Source organism: Chitinivorax sp. B (genome assembly GCF_005503445.1).
Taxonomy (GTDB): Bacteria; Pseudomonadota; Gammaproteobacteria; order Burkholderiales; family SCOH01; genus Chitinivorax.
In genome coordinates, this window is record NZ_SCOH01000025.1 from 12544 (window position 1) to 28945 (window position 16402).

Sequence of the window (16402 nt, forward strand, 5' to 3'; positions counted from 1 at the left end):
TTACTGCCCGTTGGCGGCGATACGTTGACAAAGATAGGTCCAGACAAACACCGCTGCGGCATTGGCTGTCAACGCGGCATGGTCATAGGGGGGCGAGACTTCCACGCAATCCATGCCCACAAACGGTATGTCTACCAGCGATTCCAGAATCGACAGCACCTGATTCGTACTCATCCCACCGGGTTCCGGGGTGCCGGTACCCGGGGCGAAAGCGGGGTCCAGGCAGTCGATGTCCAGCGTCAGGTAGGTAGGTGGATTGCCGGCCGTACGAATTCGCTGGCGAACATCAGCCAGCAGTGGGGCCAGTTGCTCGCTGGATTCGCGACCACGCAGCTCACGTGCGGTGAATATCCGGCCACCGATGCTGTTGACGTATTCCCGCGCTGCCTTGTCACCGGCCGAGCGAATGCCGATCTGGACCGTGGCCTGTGGGATCACCAATCCTTCCTGAATGGCTTCGTAAGTCCAGGTCCCATGGCCAGAAGGCTCACCGAAGTGGTCTTGCCAGGTGTCGCAATGGGCGTCGAAGTGAATCAGTGCCAGTGGCTGGCCGTAATGATCACGATAGGCCCGCAGCAAGGCGAGGGTGACCGAGTGGTCACCACCCAACCACGCCAAGTGGTGGCGGGCCAGCAATGGGGTGACTGCAGCCTGCAATACGCTACGGGCATCGGCCAAGGCGGTGTTGGGCGTAGCTATGTCGCCCAGGTCCGTCAATTGCCCCAGTGGGGTGACCTCAAACCAAGGATGGATGCCATCGCACAACATATGACTGGCCTGTCGAATGGCTTGTGGGCCAAAGCGGGCACCGGGGCGATTGGTGACGGCGCTATCGAACGGGATGCCAGCCACCGCGAAGGGCTGGCTGGCGTCATGGAGTGGCGCACCCAGAAAACCAGTTTTATGCAGATAAGGGAAATCAAAATCAGCCACAAAACACCCTTTTTCAAGCAAGCCGTCGGCTCACTGTGGCCGCATGCCACAGTACCTCATGTATTGCGGGGGAAACGAAGAGGGGGATCACCCCCCAGATATCACATCATGCCCAGATCTTTGGCGGTCAGTGCAAGGCAATGCTTGGCCTTGCTGACCAATTCGTCGATTTCGCTGCGCGTCATCACCAGTGGCGGCGACAGCAGCATACGGTCACCCGTGGCGCGCATGATCAGATTGTTCTTGAAGCAGTAGTCACGGCATGTCAGACCGACTTCGCCGCCATTTGCAAAGCGTTTGCGTGTGGCACGATCGGCAGTCAATTGCATGCCAGCGACCATGCCCTGCCCGACAACTTCGCCAACCAACGGGTTGTCGGCCAGTGCGTCGCGCAAGCTCTTTTGAAAGTAGGGGCCGGTATCGGTTTTGACCTGATCTACCACACCCTGATCACGCAGTATGCGAATATTGGCAACAGCAACGGCGGCGGCGACCGGGTGGCCGGAATAGGTCAGTCCGTGGTTGAAATCGCCACAGGCAATCAAGGGTTCGGCAATCCGTTTGTGTAGTGCCACTGCGCCCATCGGCACATAGCCAGAAGTCAGGCCTTTGGCCAAGGTCATGGTGTCGGGTTCGAAGCCAAAGTGTTGATGGGCAAACCATTCGCCAGTGCGGCCAAAGCCACCAATCACTTCATCGGCACATAATAGGATGTCGTACTGATGGCAAATGCGCTGGATTTCGGGCCAGTAGCTTTCAGGTGGGAAAATGACACCACCTGCGCCCTGGAAGGGCTCGCCGATGAAGGCAGCGACGTTGTCGGCACCCAATTCCAGAATCTTTGCTTCCAATTCCTTCGCACATTGTTTGCCAAAGGCTTCTGGCGTCAGCTCCCCACCTTCACCAAACCAGTAAGGTTGGTTGATGTGAACGATGTGTTCTACTTTGGATGGCATCTGCTCATGCATGTAATCCATGCCACCCAACGTGGCGCCAGCTATGGTGGAGCCATGGTAGCCATTCCTGCGGGAGATCACGTATTTCTTGCCGGGCTTGCCCATGGCGGCCCAATACTGGTAAACCACCCGCAGCGTGGTGTCGTTCCCTTCTGATCCGGAATTGCAATAGAAAAAATGCTCGAACCCGTCAGGGGCTACTTCGGCCAGTAGCTTGGACAATTCGATGACCGGCGGGTGGGTGGTCTTGAAGAAGGTATTGTAGTAGGGCAGCTCCAGCATTTGACGGTAGGCTGCCTCGGCCAGATCCTTGCGGCCGTAACCAACGTTGACACACCATAACCCAGCCATGCCGTCGATAATCTTGTTGCCGTCTGAATCCCACAGGTATACGCCTTCGGCGCGGGTGATGACGCGACTGCCCACCTTGTTCAATGCCCCCATGTCCGAGAAGGGGTGGATATGGTGGGCGGCGTCCAGTTGCTGCCATTCGGCAGTAGTGCGTTGGGCGAAATTGCTGGTCATGATTCTACTCTCCACTGCGGCCGATGTATCTGAGCCCGGCCTTGTATCAATTCGTATTGCGATCCATCCTGATGCAATCGGTCATGCCTCGTCTGCAAGCCATGCAGCTGGCACGGCCACTACACATGCAATAGCAGGTGCTTGCGTTCCCAACTGCTGATCACGCGGAAGTAGGTGTCGTATTCCTTTTCCTTCACCGAGCAATAGGCGTGGACGAAGGCTTCACCCAGTGTTTTGCCGATATCTCTGTTCTCGCGCATGACCTCCACCGCATCTTCCAGATGGCGGGGCAGTTCATAATCCAGATCATAGGCGCTGGTGCTCATGGGCGGTTTCGGGCGCAGACCCTGCACCATGCCAAGGTAACCGCACGCCAACGTGGCCGCCATGGCCAGGTAAGGGTTTACGTCCACGCCCGCTACGCGGTTCTCGACGCGACGGTTTTCCGGGTTGCTGTTCGGTACGCGCATGCCAACGGTGCGGTTGTCATAGCCCCACTGCAGGTTGATGGGCGCTGCGGTGTGACGGCTGAGACGACGATAGGAATTCACATAAGGGGCCATGATCGGCATCACGGCTGGCATGTAGGTCTGTAGGCCGGCCACATAGGAGAGGAACAGATCCGATGGGCTGCCATCGGTGTTGGAAAACACATTGCGGCCGGTCTGGGCATCCACCACGCTCTGGTGTACGTGCATGGCGCTGCCGGGTTCGTCCTGCATCGGCTTGGCCATGAAGGTGGCGTAGATGTTATGACGGAAAGCTGTTTCGCGTACTACCCGCTTGAACAGGAACACCCGGTCAGCCAGGTTCAATGCGTCACCGTGCAGAAAGTTGATTTCCATCTGCGCGGCGCCGACCTCGTGAATCAGCGTATCGATGTCCAACTGCATGGCGTCGCAGTAGTCATAGACATCCTCAAAGAACGGGTCGAATTCGTTCACTGCATCGATACTGTAAGACTGACGCCCTGTTTCCGGGCGACCCGTACGGCCGATAGGCGGGCGCAGGGGTTCGTTGGGATCGGTATTACGCTCGATCAGGTAGAACTCAAGTTCGGGTGCGACAACTGGCTTCCAGCCCCGCTGCGCATAAAGATCAATCATCCGGCGCAGAACATGGCGTGGTGAGATATCGACTGGGGAACCATCAAAGTGGACACAGTCGTGAATGACCAGTGCAGTCGGGTCTTCTGCCCAGGGTACCAGTGTAACGGTACTGGCATCCGGTACGCAGACCATGTCCGGATCGGTGGGGCCGGTAATGTTGTCATCGTCTGGATAATCGCCAGTCACGGTCTGGATCAATACTGCGGTGGGCAGCCGCATTTTTTCGCCGGATGCAAACTGGCTTTTCGGCAGGATTTTGCCGCGTGCGACGCCCGTCATATCGGGAATGACGCACTCGACTTCAGTGATGCGGTGTTCTCGGAAAAATTCGTTGATGCTTTCCATGATTTATCTCTCGTGTAGTTCAATCGTGTTCCCGTGGTTGGCCTGGGGTTGTCCGCACGGCCTGGGGTGATGGCGGTTGAGGGTGACGAGCGCCGCTACTCTGGGTTCATGGTCAGCCCGCGCTCTCGTTTGAAGGCGCGGCAGGCTTCGCCAAATGTATGGAATAACTTGACGGAGACGGGATTGGTCTGGAACTTCCATTCCGGATGCCATTGCGTGGCCAGTGCGAACCCTTTGGCGCCTGCCACGGTGAAGGCTTCGATCAGGCCATCCGGGGCGATGGCCTCGGCTTGCAAGTCAGCCCCTAATTGATCGACACCTTGTTGATGGATGGAGTTCACCCGGATCTCATCCAACTGGGTCAACTGGTGCAGTAAGCCATCAGGGGTCAGTGCCACAGGGTGGGCTGGGCCGTATTGCACATCTAGCTCTGCCAGTTTGTCTTCACGGTGATCCAGCTTGCCCGGCGTTTCGTGGATTTTTTGCAGCAAGGTACCGCCAAAGGCGACATTCATTTCCTGAAAGCCGCGACAGATACCGAAAACCGGCATACCGATGGCAATGGCACGACGAATCAGCGGCAGAGTAGTATCGTCGCGATCAGGATCGAGCCAAGTGCCTTCTTCCAGCTCGGGCCCCCGGTAGTGTTTGGGATGCACCATGGATGGGCTACCAGTGAACAACAGGCCATCCACCATTGCCAGAATCTGGTCGATGCTTTGACGGTCACCCAGCGATGGAATCAGGATGACAAAAGCATCTGCGCCATCGACAACTGCAGTGATGTACTTCTCGCCAATGCAATGGAACGGATGCGCTCCCAGCATGCGGCGGTCGGCAGGTATGCCGACAACGGGCTTGTGTATCATAAGTCAGTGGTGGCGGGCGTAGCCCGCCTGTTGTTATCAATCGTTCAGTGCTGTCAGTGACGGCACATAGGTGTAGCCCAGGTCGCGGGCTACGGCTTCGTAAGTGATCTTACCTTGATACACGTTCAGGCCGTTGCGTAAATGTGCATCGTCCTTGAGTGCCTGCTTGTAGCCTTTATTGGCCAGCGCCACTGCGAAGGGCAGGGTGGCATTGGTCAATGCCATCGTTGACGTGCGGGCGACACCGCCAGGCATGTTGGCGACGCAATAGTGGGTAATACCATCCACAACATAGGTTGGGTTTTCATGGGTGGTAGGGCGCGAGGTTTCAAAGCAACCACCTTGATCGATGGCAACATCCACCAGCACCGAACCTGGCTTCATCAGCTTCAGCATGGCCTGGTTGACCAGCTTGGGTGCCGCCGCACCGGGGATCAATACCGCGCCGATCACCGCATCGGCAATACGCAGTTCGTTTTCAATGACATCTTGTGTGGAATACAGCGTCTTGATGCGGCCTTCATAGAGATTGTCGATTTCCTTCAGGCGCGGTAACGAGCGGTCGAGTATCGAGACTTCTGCCCCCAGCCCCATCGCCATTCGCGCGGCGTTCAACCCGACCACGCCGCCACCGATCACCGTCACATGGCCTGGCGCCACACCGGGCACCCCACCTAGCAATACACCGGACCCACCCTGGCTTTTCTCCAATGCCCTAGCTGCAGCCTGAATCGACATCCGGCCGGCCACTTCCGACATGGGGGCCAGTAGCGGCAATCCACCACGGTCATCCGTCACCGTTTCATAAGCGATGGCAACACAACCGCTGTCAATCAAGCCTTTGGTTTGTTCGGGATCAGGCGCCAGGTGAAGGTAGGTGTAAAGAATCTGGCCCGGGCGCAGCATGCGGTATTCGACAGGTTGTGGCTCTTTGACCTTGATGATCATGTCTGCCTTGGCGAAGATTTCACTGGCTTCATTGATCATTTGCGCACCGGCGGCAATATACTGGTCATCAGCAAAACCGATGGCGCTACCTGCCTGGGTTTGAACCATGACCTGATGGCCGTGTTTGATCAGTTCCTTGACGCCGCCCGGGGTCAGGCCAACGCGGTATTCATGATTCTTGATTTCCTTCGGTACGCCAATCAGCATGTTGAGGTCTCCAAATATCGTTATCACAGGCCTTGTGGGTCTGGTGGTGCGATCGGTTTTCCTTCATGCATCTTGAACCGATTGCAGCCGGTCTGTTGCTCTGAATGTCCAATATATTCAACATCTGCCCAGGTAATTGTGTCAAATATATTTGACGTTGCGCTGCATCAAATATTTTTGTTGCACTGCAGAGGTGCATTATTAAACCAATTTGAGGCATGATTCCTGCAAATTTGTTTTGCTGAGTGCTTGTAAAATGTTTACTATCACCGTAAAGAATATCAAACGCTTTACCGTGCCAGGAATCAGCCATGTCAGTCGAGGTCGCCCAGCGCCTGCGCCTTATTCGAGAGAAATTCGGTTTGTCCCAACGTGAGTTGGCCAAACGTGCCGGGGTGACCAACAGCACCATTTCATTGATCGAACAAAACCGTGTCAGCCCATCGGTGTCATCGCTCAAGAAAGTGCTGGATGGCATTCCGATGTCGCTGGCCGAATTTTTCACTTTTGATGTCAAAGAGCCGGTCCGGCCATCACCTTTCTTCAGTAAAGACCAAATGCCCAATATTGGCAGTGACGATGTGGCATTTTTTCTGGTTGGCCATGGCCTGAAGGATCGCAAGATCACCATGATGCGCGAAGTATATGAAGCGCATGCGGATACGGGCCGCGATATGTTGAAGCACGAAGGCCAGGAATGCGGACTGGTGGTGAAGGGCCGCATCGAACTGACCGTCGATGGCCAGTCGCAAATGTTGAATGAAGGCGATGGCTACTACTTTGAATCGCAGTTGCCACACCGATTTCGCAACCTGGATGATCAACCCTGCGAAATCGTCAGTGCCAACTCGTTGCCCAATTTCTGAGTTGCGTCGATAGCCCGCGTGGTACCGGCGCCCAAGCCACAGGAGCAACCCATGCCAAGTAACAAATCTCTCGCCGATTGGCAGCAGTTTGCTGCCAGCCTCAGCATCGAAGGTCGTGCTTTCATTCAGGGCCAGTATGTGACTGCACAGTCAGGTAAAACCTTTGACTGTATTAGCCCGATTGATGGCCGCGTGCTGACCCAAGTCGCCGATTGTGATGAGGCGGATGTGAATGCTGCCGTACATGTGGCGCGTCAGGCATTCAATCAAGGTGCATGGTCACAGGCCAATCCGCGCAAGCGCAAAAAAGTCATGTGCCGTTTTGCAGAGCTGATTCGCCAACATGCTGATGAATTGGCCGTGTTGGAAACACTGGACGCCGGCAAGCCGATTGGCGATACCACTACGGTGGACATTCCCGGTGCTGCCTATTGCATTGAATGGTATGGGGAAGCAATCGATAAGGTCGGAGGGGAGGTGGTGCCAGCCGACAACCATTTGGTTGGCCTGGTGACGCGTGAGCCGATTGGGGTCGTGGCATGCGTAGTGCCATGGAATTTCCCATTGTTGATGGCGTCGTGGAAGCTTGGTCCAGCTTTGGCCGCAGGTAATTCAGTCATTCTCAAGCCGTCCGAAAAGTCACCACTGACAGCGATTCGTATTGCCGAGTTGGCCAAACAGGCTGGCATGCCGGATGGTGTATTCAACGTGCTGCCGGGAGGTGGTACGGTGGGTAAGTTGCTGGCGCTGCACATGGACGTGGATTGTCTGGCGTTTACTGGCTCAACCCAGGTCGGTAAATTGATCATGCAGTATGCCGGTCAATCGAATTTGAAGCGTGTCTGGCTGGAGCTGGGGGGCAAATCGCCCAATATCGTCATGCCAGACTGTCCGGATTTCGATCGTGCAGCCAATGCCGCAGCAGGCGCTATTTTCTACAACATGGGTGAGATGTGCACAGCGGGTTCGCGCTTGCTGGTGCATCGGGACATCAAGGACGCATTCATCGATAAGCTGCTGGATAAGGCCCGCGGCTATCAGCCAAGTAATCCGTTGGCGCCGGCTACCAGCATGGGCGCGATCATTGATTATATTCAGATGAAGCGGGTGCTGGGCTATATCGAAGCTGGCCATGCAGACGGTGCACGCTTGTTAGCAGGTGGCAAGCAGGTGCTGCAGGATACAGGTGGCTTTTATGTTGAGCCAACGATGTTCGATGTTCCAAACCCGGCTATTCGTATTGCCCGGGAAGAAATCTTCGGTCCGGTGTTATCTGTGGTGACTTTCGATACGATGGATCAAGCCATTGAGCTGGCCAATGCCAGCGAGTTTGGCTTGGCTGCTGCGGTATGGAGCAGCAATCTGACAACAGCACATGAAGCGGCCCGTCGTCTGCGTGCTGGCACGGTGTGGGTGAACTGCTATGACGAAGGTGGAGACATGAATTTCCCATTCGGTGGTTACAGGCAGTCCGGCAATGGCCGGGACAAATCATTACATGCACTGGAAAAGTACACTGAACTGAAATCGACACTAGTGCGGTTGCGCTGATTTCCCCATCTGGGCGTCGCCATCAAAAACGGTCATTACTGCAATGACCGTTTTTTGTTGTCTGTTGATTCAGTTGCGATGAAATGAGTACATATTTAATCCACAAGAAGGATATGACGGATCAACTATATTCATTCCATGAACAGGTTGATATATCGCTTCTGGTTACTGGCCATACTATGTGTGCCGTCATGTCCGTCGGTTGCGGCGCCACTACTGGACTGTCCACGTCCTTTGGTGGTGGCATTTTTCGAATTCGGCAAGGCATACTGGGTGGATGCGGATGGCAAACCGGCAGGTATCGATAAGGATATTATCGACGCGTTACAGGCGCGAAGTGGCTGTGTCTTTGAACGGATTATGCAGTCCAGAGTGCGTATCTGGCGGGCAATGGAGGTGGGTTCGCTGGATTTGACCTTATCTGGGATCGCTACGCCTGAACGCGAGAAGTTCGCTTGGTTCATTCCCTATGCTGCAACCTATATCCACTTCTTTACACCTGTAGACCTCGGTGGTGTCAACAGTCTGGCGGATTTTGAAGTGCGGGGGGATTTGCGGGTAGTCGTGCTGAAAAGTGCCAAACACTCACTCGTCTACGACGCTTTTCTGGATCGCCTGCGTGAACAGGGGCGGGTTGATGAGGTGGCAGACATTGGGGACGGCATCAAGCGATTGCGTGCCGGCAGGGTGCATGGTTTGATCACGCCAGCTGGCGTCGGTGCTGAGCTGATACGCCAAGCCAATATGCAAGATCAAATAATTGGTCATGTTTGGGACCCGGATGCTGTGGTGCTGGCAGCGTTGGTGGTGTCAAAACACAGAATGAATCTACGTCAGTATCAGCAGCTGTCAGCCTTGATTACCACGTTGCGTCATGATGGTACCTTGCACACCATCATTGCACGATATGGCGGGGAGCAGCGGGCAGTTGAAGTTGACCGGCTGCTGAAGCTTTACGCCAAATAGACAGTTGGTGAGCGAAGATAATGCCATCACGGTAACGTGGCGGGATGCAATGTCGGGCTGGCAACAAGATACGGATGGTACGATGCGGTGATGATTTGGAGGAGACGGGGATAAAATTGCCCTTGGCCATCTGCTATATCTGATGGCCAAGGTGTCGCGGTTAAGGCAGGGTGATGGTGACGTAGGCCGCTTGCGCGGGCGCACCGATCAAGCTTGAGTAACCAGCCAGTGTCTGATTGACATTGCGGCTCAGCATCCAATTTAGACCTGAGAATGCTAAGGCGCCCAGCAAAATGATGCTACCTGCCAAAATCGGTAGCGGGACTTCGTTTTTGATGGCATGACGGATCTGATCCGGAATGGCCCAGAATGGTGCGAACGCATTGCGTTTGCCGCGAAGAAAGGCAATTTCGTCGCCGAGCCGGGCAGTCAGATATGACAGCTTTTCCGGCGCGTCCAGCAAATACTTGCCCTGAAAGCCCAATAGCAAGCAATAGTGGAAGACTTCCAGTGCCTGTAAGGATGCGGCACCATGATTGCGCAATGTATCCAGGCGGGTGAAGAAATTTTCACCTGCCAGTTGGTCACCAAAGAATACCAACTGTAGGGGTTCGCGTTCCCAGGTATCGCGAATGCTGAATCCGCCGCGCAGAATAGTCTCATCCACCAAGGCACAGTAGGCATACTTGGCAGCATAGATGTCGTCAGCGGGCGCATTGATGCGTCGCGCACTACGCTCGAATTCGTCCATCAGCAACTGAATGTTGCGGCGAAGCAAAGACCCGTCTTTGGGCTCGTGGCCGCTTCTCAGCAAGAACACCAGGTAGAAGCCGTCATACAGTAAATCCAGAAGTGATTTGCCGCCTTGATTGATCAAGTCAATTTTTGGAGGGGCACCAATTGCGCCATTTGCAAACAGGGAAGGGGCATTGTTAGAGTTTGTCATGATGTCACCGCCAACAATTCAAGATTCAAATCAGTAAAGCCATTAGGCACATAGATACTGACAGCTTGCCCTTGCAACATACGCTCGTAAAGGGGGCCGCGTGGCTCAAGCTCGAAATAGAAGCTGCCGGGACGTACCGGGATGGCGGTCGGTACCTGTGCCGCATGAATCAGCCTGACACCCGGCATGGCCGACAGCACCAGCTTGTCCACATCGTCGGGCGAGCCGATCTTGAAGCGGATTGGTACGGTATCGACAATTTCACTGGCCTGTAACGAAGCGCCAACGGAAAGATAGAAACGAGTATTGGTATCAATCTTTTGCGAGTCCAGGCGGCCTAACCAGTAGGAAGGCTTGGTCTCGGATAGCACAATACTGAAGAAACGGGCAGAAATTACAGTTTCGAGTAACTCTCGAATGATCATGTCCAGTCGTGACATGCATGACGATAAATCCATATGAGAATAACTGGGTAAATCAGTCAATGTATACGACTTTGCGAATGTCATTAGGCTGCCGGCCAATTGTAGCAATTGCTGATAGAGGCGTTCGGGATGCAATTGTGGATGCTGATATAAATGCAGCAATCCGGCATAGGCGGTGCTTGCTGTGTGCAGCAGCCAGAACGAGGCAACATCGCCGGAGCGGAATTCAATAACATGTTTGCCTGGTTCGCGATGATGTCCATACAGCGCGCCGACCTTGGCCTGCAGAATGTCCAGCAGGCGGCGCAAAAGTTGTACCAGTGTTCCTGATGATTCGATTGCAGTTGCAGGCGGGATGAAGCTGCTGTCCAGATCGAAGCCGCCGGTCTGCGATTTGCGAACACGGGCAATCGGCAACACGATATAGCCCTCATGAGAATGTCGATCTGTCAGCAGCACAGCTTTGTGTTTCAGCAACTGAACCTCTGCTGGCACTGCGCCGGTGTAAAGATCCTGTGCCTCGACATTGGCCTGTTCGAAACGGGTTAATTTGCCTGCGGGTTCATTCAGCAGAGCGGCGTTGGCAATGCCGGGCTTCAATGGTACCAGTGCAATGTAAACAAGGAATTGATCAGGCAGATCTGCAACTGCGGTCAAATTCAGGCCGTCCGGCAGATCATCGCACTCGGGCGCGCAAAGCCATTCGCCATCAGGAAGTACTGCGTGAAGGGTCTGCAACGAGAATACGCCTGCTGCCAACGCTGCCGAATCCAACTGTAAGGCGCGAACACCCCAGCAATAAGGGTGCAATAAACGGCTGGTTGCTGCCAGTTGAGCGTCGTGATAGGCATCTTGCAATTGGAAATGCTGCGGACGCAGGAATAGTCCTTCACCCCAGAGTACACGTGATGCTGGATTCATTCTTGATTGTCTTTCGGGTTGACCTGATATGGATCAATCATTAACAAAATATGAGTGTTGATGACGGCAACGTTACTTAAACGCGAGGGCAGGCTACGTCCCTTGCAGATGATAGTGTTGCCTGCATTTTCGCATCTTTCAAACCGCTTGACACAGTAATCCCACAACGATGTACACCTACCACGAGCGGTGTGTCGGACAGTACGCCATTCAGCGGAATGGCGACTTTCCAACGTGGAGAATCCTTGATGCGGAAGAAAACGGCAATGCCAACATAGCGGGCGTCCGCCCCCAGTTTCTCTGACAATGTGATTTTTTTGCCGGGGATCAAAATTCGTTCTCGGACATCGACATTCTGATCAGGCTTGGCACCGGGATCGGTTTTCGGCGCCTGACTGAGTAGCTCTTGAGATGCCTGATTGAATGCTTCGGCATCTTGCAGCTTGTATATTTTCGCAACAACTGCAAGACCACGTCCTGCATCGTCTGCATTGGCGTCATTGGCAACATGAATTTGCATGGATAAGGTGCGATCTGGTGGTGCCTTGCTGATTGGTAGTACCGTGCTCGCCATGTCTTTGGCGGCATCCATGATTTTGGTGCCCAGCGTTTTACTTACTTCCGGATCTCCGGCTTTCGCAAGCGTGGCGGGCTCTGTAGCACAACCAGCCAATCCGGCGAGTATCGCAAATACTGCAAGTTGATGAAGATACATCATATTGCGGGGCTATCCGTGCATTAGATTTGAATTTGTGAATATCTAAACCAAAAAACGGTTGCAATAAGCAACTGCAAAATATACCATTAGAATAACATAATGTCATCCATGTATGCACTCTGATGGCTGATGCCCATTGCTGATAAAATACCAAAATGCGATGACGCAACAAGTTGCCAACCTTTTTCGTATCCGACATGTCGAATATATGAATAATTTTTCGAGCATAGCAAATAGCTAGTCATGTCGCATACGTGATTGTTGTGCAGGAAGATACGTTTCAATTTAGGGGTTGATGTTGTGATGAACAAGGTTAAATTGGTGGTTCTGACGAGCGTGATGGCTGTGTTGACTGGGTGTGCAACAACCCAGCCCAACATCGACGCACTGAGGCAGGAAGCAACCGAATCCCTGGCCGCCGGCGCTAACGACAAAGCGATTGAATTGCTTGAGCAGGTAGCCAAGAGCAGCCCGACAGATAAGGATGTCTGGGTCAAGTTGGCTCAAGCCTATCTTGATAAACAAGACTATCCGCGTGCTGTCAATGCGGCAGCTGAGGCTTTGGCTCGCGATTCTGCGAATTTTGATGCAAAATCAATTATGTTCGTTTCCAGTGCGCGTTTGGCTGCGATGACCTTGACAGATCTGCGTAAGCAAGATCAGTTTGTTCCAAAACGTCGTGGCGAGGCAGAGCGTTTGGTAATGGCTATGCGTGAAGCGCTAGGCGATTCTTCTGTTGCGCCTGTTGTCGAGGATTCTGGTAAGGCAAGGTCTCCGCGTCGCCCGTTGGTGACAGGAACACCACCACAGGCACAGTCACCCAAGGTGGCTGACCGCCCGGTGGCCCAGCCAGCCAGCCAGCCAGCAACTGTGCCTGTTGCGGTGACTCCACCGAAGGCGCCGCCCAAGAATGAGCCAGCTCCGGCCAATAAGAATGCCGATCCGTTTGGTGCGCTTCGTTAATTGTCGATTCGTCACGAATTTGTTTAAAAGGTAATCATCATGTCCAAACGAGAAAGCATTCAGAAGAAGCTTCAGCGTGTTCGTCCTCCCCGTGTACAACTGACCTATGATGTTGAGATTGGCGATGCCATTGAACAAAAGGAATTGCCTTTTGTAATGGGTGTGGTGGGTGACTTTTCCGGTCAGTCCGAGGTGTCGCAACCCAAGCTGAAAGACAAGAAGTTCGTCAATGTTGACGTTGATAACTTCAATGAAGTCATGGCCGCGATTGAGCCGCGTGCTGCCTATCGTGTGCAGAACAAGTTGTCTGACGAGCGCGGTGAGTTTGCTGTCGATATGCGTTTCCGTTCCATGGAAGATTTTCGTCCGGAGTCGGTTGTTCAACAGGTAGAGCCACTTCGTAAATTGGTTGAAGCGCGTGCCCGTTTGGCGGATTTGCGCAATAAGATCGCTGGAAGCGAAAAGCTAGAGGACATTCTGAGTGATGTGCTACGGAATACGGAAGCCCTGCAGAACCTGAGCAAGCAGGTTGATGACGGAGGAAAATCCGAATGAGTATGCAAGAATCCCAAACACAGGCGGCACAATCAACAACCGTTGAGGGCGTCAACCTGCTGGATCAGATTGTCAGTGAAAGTCGTATTGCAAAATCTCAAAGCGAACATGACCGTGCCAAGGACCTGATCACTGAGCTGGTCAAAGAAGTGATGCAGGGCACCGTAGTCATGTCGGATAACTTGGCCGCTACGTTGGATGCACGTGTTGCTCAGCTGGATGCTTTGATTTCCGATCAGTTGAGTGTCGTGATGCATGCGCCTGAATTTCAGCGTATGGAAGCGTCCTGGCGGGGACTGGAGTATTTGTGTAAGCAGAGTACCACCGGCCCGATGCTCAAGATCAAAATGTTCAATGCGCAGAAAAAGGAATTGATCAAAGACTTCCAGACTGCTATTGACTTTGACCAAAGCAGCTTGTTCAAGAAAGTGTATGAAGAAGAATTCGGTACCTTCGGTGGGGCGCCATTTGCCACGCTGATTGGCGACTTCGAGATTTCGCGCCAACCATCCGACATGTACTTCATTGAGCAGATGTCGCATGTTGCGGCGGCAGCGCATGCGCCATTCATCTCTTCCGCTTCACCGGAATTGTTTGGTCTGGATTCGTTCACTGATATGGGCAAGCCACGGGATTTGGCCAAAATCTTTGATACGGTCGAATATGTTAAGTGGAAGTCATTTCGTGAGTCTGAAGATTCCCGCTACGTCGGGTTAACCTTGCCGCATTTCCTTGGGCGACTGCCGTATAACCCCAAAGATGGTACGGCGGTGGAGGGGTTCAATTTTGTTGAAGACGTTGATGGAACCGACCATAGCAAGTACTTGTGGGTCAATGCGGCCTATGCGTTTGCTGCTCGACTGACCAATGCGTTTGAGAATTACGGTTGGTGTGCGGCTATTCGTGGTGTAGAGGGGGGGGGGTTGGTCGAAGACTTACCAAGTCATACCTTCAAGACGGATGATGGTGAGATTGCGCTCAAATGCCCAACGGAAATCGCGATTACGGACCGCCGCGAAAAAGAGTTGAGTGACCTCGGTTTTATCCCGCTGGTGCATTGTAAAGACACTGACTACGCGGCGTTCTTTGGCGCACAATCGGCACAGAAACCGAAGAAGTACGACAGTGATGCGGCAAATGCCAATGCAGTCCTGTCTTCGCAATTGCAGTACATCATGGCCGTATCGCGTATTGCGCATTATCTGAAGGCAATGATGCGCGACAAGATTGGTAGTTTCGCTTCGGCCGGCAACGTTCAGGACTTTCTGAATAAATGGATTAGCCAATATGTCCTGCTGGATGACGGTGCGTCTCAGGAAGCCAAGTCCAAGTTCCCGCTGCGTGAAGCATCGGTTGAAGTGGTCGAGGTGCCGGGACGACCTGGGGTGTACAAAGCGGTTGCATTCCTGCGCCCACACTTCCAGTTGGATGAGCTTTCAATCTCGCTGCGGCTGGTGGCTGAGTTACCACAATCGGCTAACAGGTAAGTTTAGAAAATTATCCTATTAACCAGGAGTATCAAATAAATGAAAGATGTATACCTTAAGTTTGCTGGTAAGTTCAAAATTGATGGCGAAGCACGCGATAAAGACCATGATAAGTGGTTGGAAATCGAGAGCTGGTCGCACATGATTCGCCAGCCCAAGTCGGCAACGGCATCCAGTGCGGGCGGTCATACTGCAGAGCGTTGTGAGCATGGAGACATGGTGTTCGTTAAAGACCTGGATCAAACTTCTCCTAAACTGTGGGAAGCATGTTCCGCTGGTCATACCTTTGATGAGGTAACCATTGATTTCATGCGTGCAGATGGTGGTAGCCGCGTCAAGTACCTGGAAATCAAGCTGAAGCATGTAATCATTTCCAGCGTAACGCCAAGCGTTGCCAATGAAGGCATTCCCAGCGAAACACTGGCACTGAAGTATGCTGCAGTACAGTGGACCTACACTGCTCAAGGTGTTGAAGGTGGTGCCAAGGGTAACACCAATGGTGCTTGGAGTTTGTCCAAGAACACCAACCAGTACACCGTTTAATCAGTGTGTTAACAAAAAGGCGGCGTTTCGGCGCCGCTTTTTTCTTTATTATTCAATCTATTGGGTGTGATGTGATACAGCGAGGATTCGCACCGACACTGTTCGAAAAATTGTTTGATGACGAGCCACGTGTGCCATCCGAGGCAAACCCGTTGCGTCGCTTGAATGTCGAGCAACTAAAAGAATCAGTCGCCAAGGATCTGGAAGCATTATTGAATAGCCGGCGTGGCTTTGATGAAGGATTGGACGCATATCCGCAAGCAAAACGGTCTATTCTAAGTTTTGGCATCATTGATTTTGTTGGTATGAGTCTGTCCAATCCGGATGACTGCCATCGAATCTGCCTAGCTTTGGAAGAAACGATCTATGCGCATGAAATGCGCTTGCAAAACGTCAAGGTGTCGCTGGACGCCGCGAAAGGCAGTACCAATTCGCTGGTGTTTTCGATTAGTGCATTGCTGGTTGTCCATCCGGCGCAGGAGCCAGTTAGTTTCGATGCATTCCTGCAACCGACAACACAACAATATTCTGTAAACCAAGCACGTCGTATACGGGCACAATAATCCGTG

17 protein-coding genes are annotated in these 16402 nt (G+C 53.2%); 8 read left to right on the forward strand and 9 right to left on the reverse strand.

The features are described from left to right. From speB to FFS57_RS15350, 6 genes are all read right to left on the reverse strand, one after another. Entirely contained in the window at nucleotides 1-933 is a 933-nt protein-coding gene (gene speB / locus FFS57_RS15325; RefSeq protein WP_137938684.1) for an agmatinase, read from the reverse strand. 101 nt (nucleotides 934-1034) lie between these two features. After that, a complete protein-coding gene (locus FFS57_RS15330) occupies nucleotides 1035-2414 on the reverse strand; it encodes an aspartate aminotransferase family protein (RefSeq protein WP_137938685.1) in 1380 nt (459 codons plus the stop codon). 119 nt (nucleotides 2415-2533) lie between these two features. Further along, nucleotides 2534-3868, reverse strand: a complete 1335-nt coding sequence (locus tag FFS57_RS15335; RefSeq protein WP_137938686.1) for a glutamine synthetase family protein — start codon at nucleotides 3866-3868, stop codon at nucleotides 2534-2536. A gap of 95 nt (nucleotides 3869-3963) precedes the next feature. Further along, nucleotides 3964-4737 (reverse strand): gamma-glutamyl-gamma-aminobutyrate hydrolase family protein, encoded by a 774-nt coding sequence (locus FFS57_RS15340; RefSeq protein WP_137938687.1) that lies wholly within the window; start codon nucleotides 4735-4737, stop codon nucleotides 3964-3966. Between the two features lie 36 nt (nucleotides 4738-4773). Next, the gene (ald, locus tag FFS57_RS15345; protein ID WP_137938688.1) at nucleotides 4774-5892 is read right to left on the reverse strand and encodes an alanine dehydrogenase; all 1119 of its coding nucleotides are present in this window, start codon (nucleotides 5890-5892) and stop codon (nucleotides 4774-4776) included. Further along, nucleotides 5855-6205, reverse strand: a complete 351-nt coding sequence (locus FFS57_RS15350) for a hypothetical protein (RefSeq protein ID WP_137938689.1) — start codon at nucleotides 6203-6205, stop codon at nucleotides 5855-5857. Before FFS57_RS15350 ends, ald begins: the two co-directional genes overlap by 38 nt. On the opposite strand from FFS57_RS15350, the gene FFS57_RS15355 reads away from it, so the two are divergent. The 3 genes from FFS57_RS15355 to FFS57_RS15365 all read left to right on the forward strand — a co-directional run bounded on the left by FFS57_RS15355 (nucleotide 6204) and on the right by FFS57_RS15365 (nucleotide 9275). Further along, nucleotides 6204-6758: a cupin domain-containing protein gene (locus tag FFS57_RS15355; RefSeq protein ID WP_137938690.1), complete on the forward strand. Its 555-nt coding sequence runs from the start codon at nucleotides 6204-6206 to the stop codon at nucleotides 6756-6758. The two genes, FFS57_RS15350 and FFS57_RS15355, sit on opposite strands and share 2 nt — an antisense overlap. Before the next feature lie 51 nt (nucleotides 6759-6809). Next, nucleotides 6810-8309, forward strand: a complete 1500-nt coding sequence (locus FFS57_RS15360) for an aldehyde dehydrogenase (protein WP_137938691.1) — start codon at nucleotides 6810-6812, stop codon at nucleotides 8307-8309. A gap of 138 nt (nucleotides 8310-8447) precedes the next feature. Further along, nucleotides 8448-9275, forward strand: coding sequence for a substrate-binding periplasmic protein (locus tag FFS57_RS15365; RefSeq protein WP_137938692.1), 828 nt, complete (start codon nucleotides 8448-8450; stop codon nucleotides 9273-9275). A 160-nt stretch (nucleotides 9276-9435) separates the two neighbouring features. On the opposite strand, the gene icmH is transcribed toward FFS57_RS15365, so the two are convergent. The 3 genes from icmH to tssJ form a co-directional block, all read right to left on the reverse strand. Next, nucleotides 9436-10221: a type IVB secretion system protein IcmH/DotU gene (icmH, locus tag FFS57_RS15370; RefSeq protein ID WP_137938693.1), complete on the reverse strand. Its 786-nt coding sequence runs from the start codon at nucleotides 10219-10221 to the stop codon at nucleotides 9436-9438. After that, nucleotides 10218-11567 (reverse strand): type VI secretion system baseplate subunit TssK, encoded by a 1350-nt coding sequence (gene tssK / locus FFS57_RS15375; protein ID WP_137938694.1) that lies wholly within the window; start codon nucleotides 11565-11567, stop codon nucleotides 10218-10220. The genes icmH and tssK overlap by 4 nt, the downstream gene beginning before the upstream one ends. 76 nt (nucleotides 11568-11643) lie before the next feature. Next, a complete protein-coding gene (gene tssJ, locus FFS57_RS15380) occupies nucleotides 11644-12285 on the reverse strand; it encodes a type VI secretion system lipoprotein TssJ (RefSeq protein WP_137938695.1) in 642 nt (213 codons plus the stop codon). A 303-nt stretch (nucleotides 12286-12588) separates the two neighbouring features. On the opposite strand from tssJ, the gene FFS57_RS15385 reads away from it, so the two are divergent. The 5 genes from FFS57_RS15385 to tssE all read left to right on the forward strand — a co-directional run bounded on the left by FFS57_RS15385 (nucleotide 12589) and on the right by tssE (nucleotide 16396). Then, a complete protein-coding gene (locus FFS57_RS15385; protein WP_137938696.1) occupies nucleotides 12589-13248 on the forward strand; it encodes a tetratricopeptide repeat protein in 660 nt (219 codons plus the stop codon). A 39-nt stretch (nucleotides 13249-13287) separates the two neighbouring features. After that, nucleotides 13288-13803, forward strand: a complete 516-nt coding sequence (gene tssB, locus FFS57_RS15390) for a type VI secretion system contractile sheath small subunit (protein WP_137938697.1) — start codon at nucleotides 13288-13290, stop codon at nucleotides 13801-13803. After that, a complete protein-coding gene (gene tssC / locus FFS57_RS15395; protein ID WP_502705919.1) occupies nucleotides 13800-15290 on the forward strand; it encodes a type VI secretion system contractile sheath large subunit in 1491 nt (496 codons plus the stop codon). The genes tssB and tssC overlap by 4 nt, the downstream gene beginning before the upstream one ends. Before the next feature lie 39 nt (nucleotides 15291-15329). Beyond that, nucleotides 15330-15833, forward strand: coding sequence for an Hcp family type VI secretion system effector (locus tag FFS57_RS15400; RefSeq protein WP_137938698.1), 504 nt, complete (start codon nucleotides 15330-15332; stop codon nucleotides 15831-15833). A 74-nt stretch (nucleotides 15834-15907) separates the two neighbouring features. Next, the gene (tssE, locus tag FFS57_RS15405) at nucleotides 15908-16396 is read left to right on the forward strand and encodes a type VI secretion system baseplate subunit TssE (protein WP_137938745.1); all 489 of its coding nucleotides are present in this window, start codon (nucleotides 15908-15910) and stop codon (nucleotides 16394-16396) included. Nucleotides 16397-16402: the final 6 nt, after the last annotated feature.

What these genes read in the sequence shown, in the direction of transcription:
- FFS57_RS15350 (WP_137938689.1), bottom strand. Translation starts at nt 6,205, where the DNA reads ATGGCTGATTCCTGGCACGGTAAAGCGTTTGATATTCTTTACGGTGAT.
- FFS57_RS15335 (WP_137938686.1), bottom strand. Translation starts at nt 3,868, where the DNA reads ATGGAAAGCATCAACGAATTTTTCCGAGAACACCGCATCACTGAAGTC.
- FFS57_RS15355 (WP_137938690.1), top strand. Translation starts at nt 6,204, where the DNA reads ATGTCAGTCGAGGTCGCCCAGCGCCTGCGCCTTATTCGAGAGAAATTC.
- icmH (WP_137938693.1), bottom strand. Translation starts at nt 10,221, where the DNA reads ATGACAAACTCTAACAATGCCCCTTCCCTGTTTGCAAATGGCGCAATT.
- tssB (WP_137938697.1), top strand. Translation starts at nt 13,288, where the DNA reads ATGTCCAAACGAGAAAGCATTCAGAAGAAGCTTCAGCGTGTTCGTCCT.
- tssJ (WP_137938695.1), bottom strand. Translation starts at nt 12,285, where the DNA reads ATGATGTATCTTCATCAACTTGCAGTATTTGCGATACTCGCCGGATTG.
- tssK (WP_137938694.1), bottom strand. Translation starts at nt 11,567, where the DNA reads ATGAATCCAGCATCACGTGTACTCTGGGGTGAAGGACTATTCCTGCGT.
- FFS57_RS15365 (WP_137938692.1), top strand. Translation starts at nt 8,448, where the DNA reads ATGAACAGGTTGATATATCGCTTCTGGTTACTGGCCATACTATGTGTG.
- FFS57_RS15360 (WP_137938691.1), top strand. Translation starts at nt 6,810, where the DNA reads ATGCCAAGTAACAAATCTCTCGCCGATTGGCAGCAGTTTGCTGCCAGC.
- FFS57_RS15330 (WP_137938685.1), bottom strand. Translation starts at nt 2,414, where the DNA reads ATGACCAGCAATTTCGCCCAACGCACTACTGCCGAATGGCAGCAACTG.
- FFS57_RS15400 (WP_137938698.1), top strand. Translation starts at nt 15,330, where the DNA reads ATGAAAGATGTATACCTTAAGTTTGCTGGTAAGTTCAAAATTGATGGC.
- FFS57_RS15340 (WP_137938687.1), bottom strand. Translation starts at nt 4,737, where the DNA reads ATGATACACAAGCCCGTTGTCGGCATACCTGCCGACCGCCGCATGCTG.
- ald (WP_137938688.1), bottom strand. Translation starts at nt 5,892, where the DNA reads ATGCTGATTGGCGTACCGAAGGAAATCAAGAATCATGAATACCGCGTT.
- FFS57_RS15385 (WP_137938696.1), top strand. Translation starts at nt 12,589, where the DNA reads ATGAACAAGGTTAAATTGGTGGTTCTGACGAGCGTGATGGCTGTGTTG.
- tssC (WP_502705919.1), top strand. Translation starts at nt 13,800, where the DNA reads ATGAGTATGCAAGAATCCCAAACACAGGCGGCACAATCAACAACCGTT.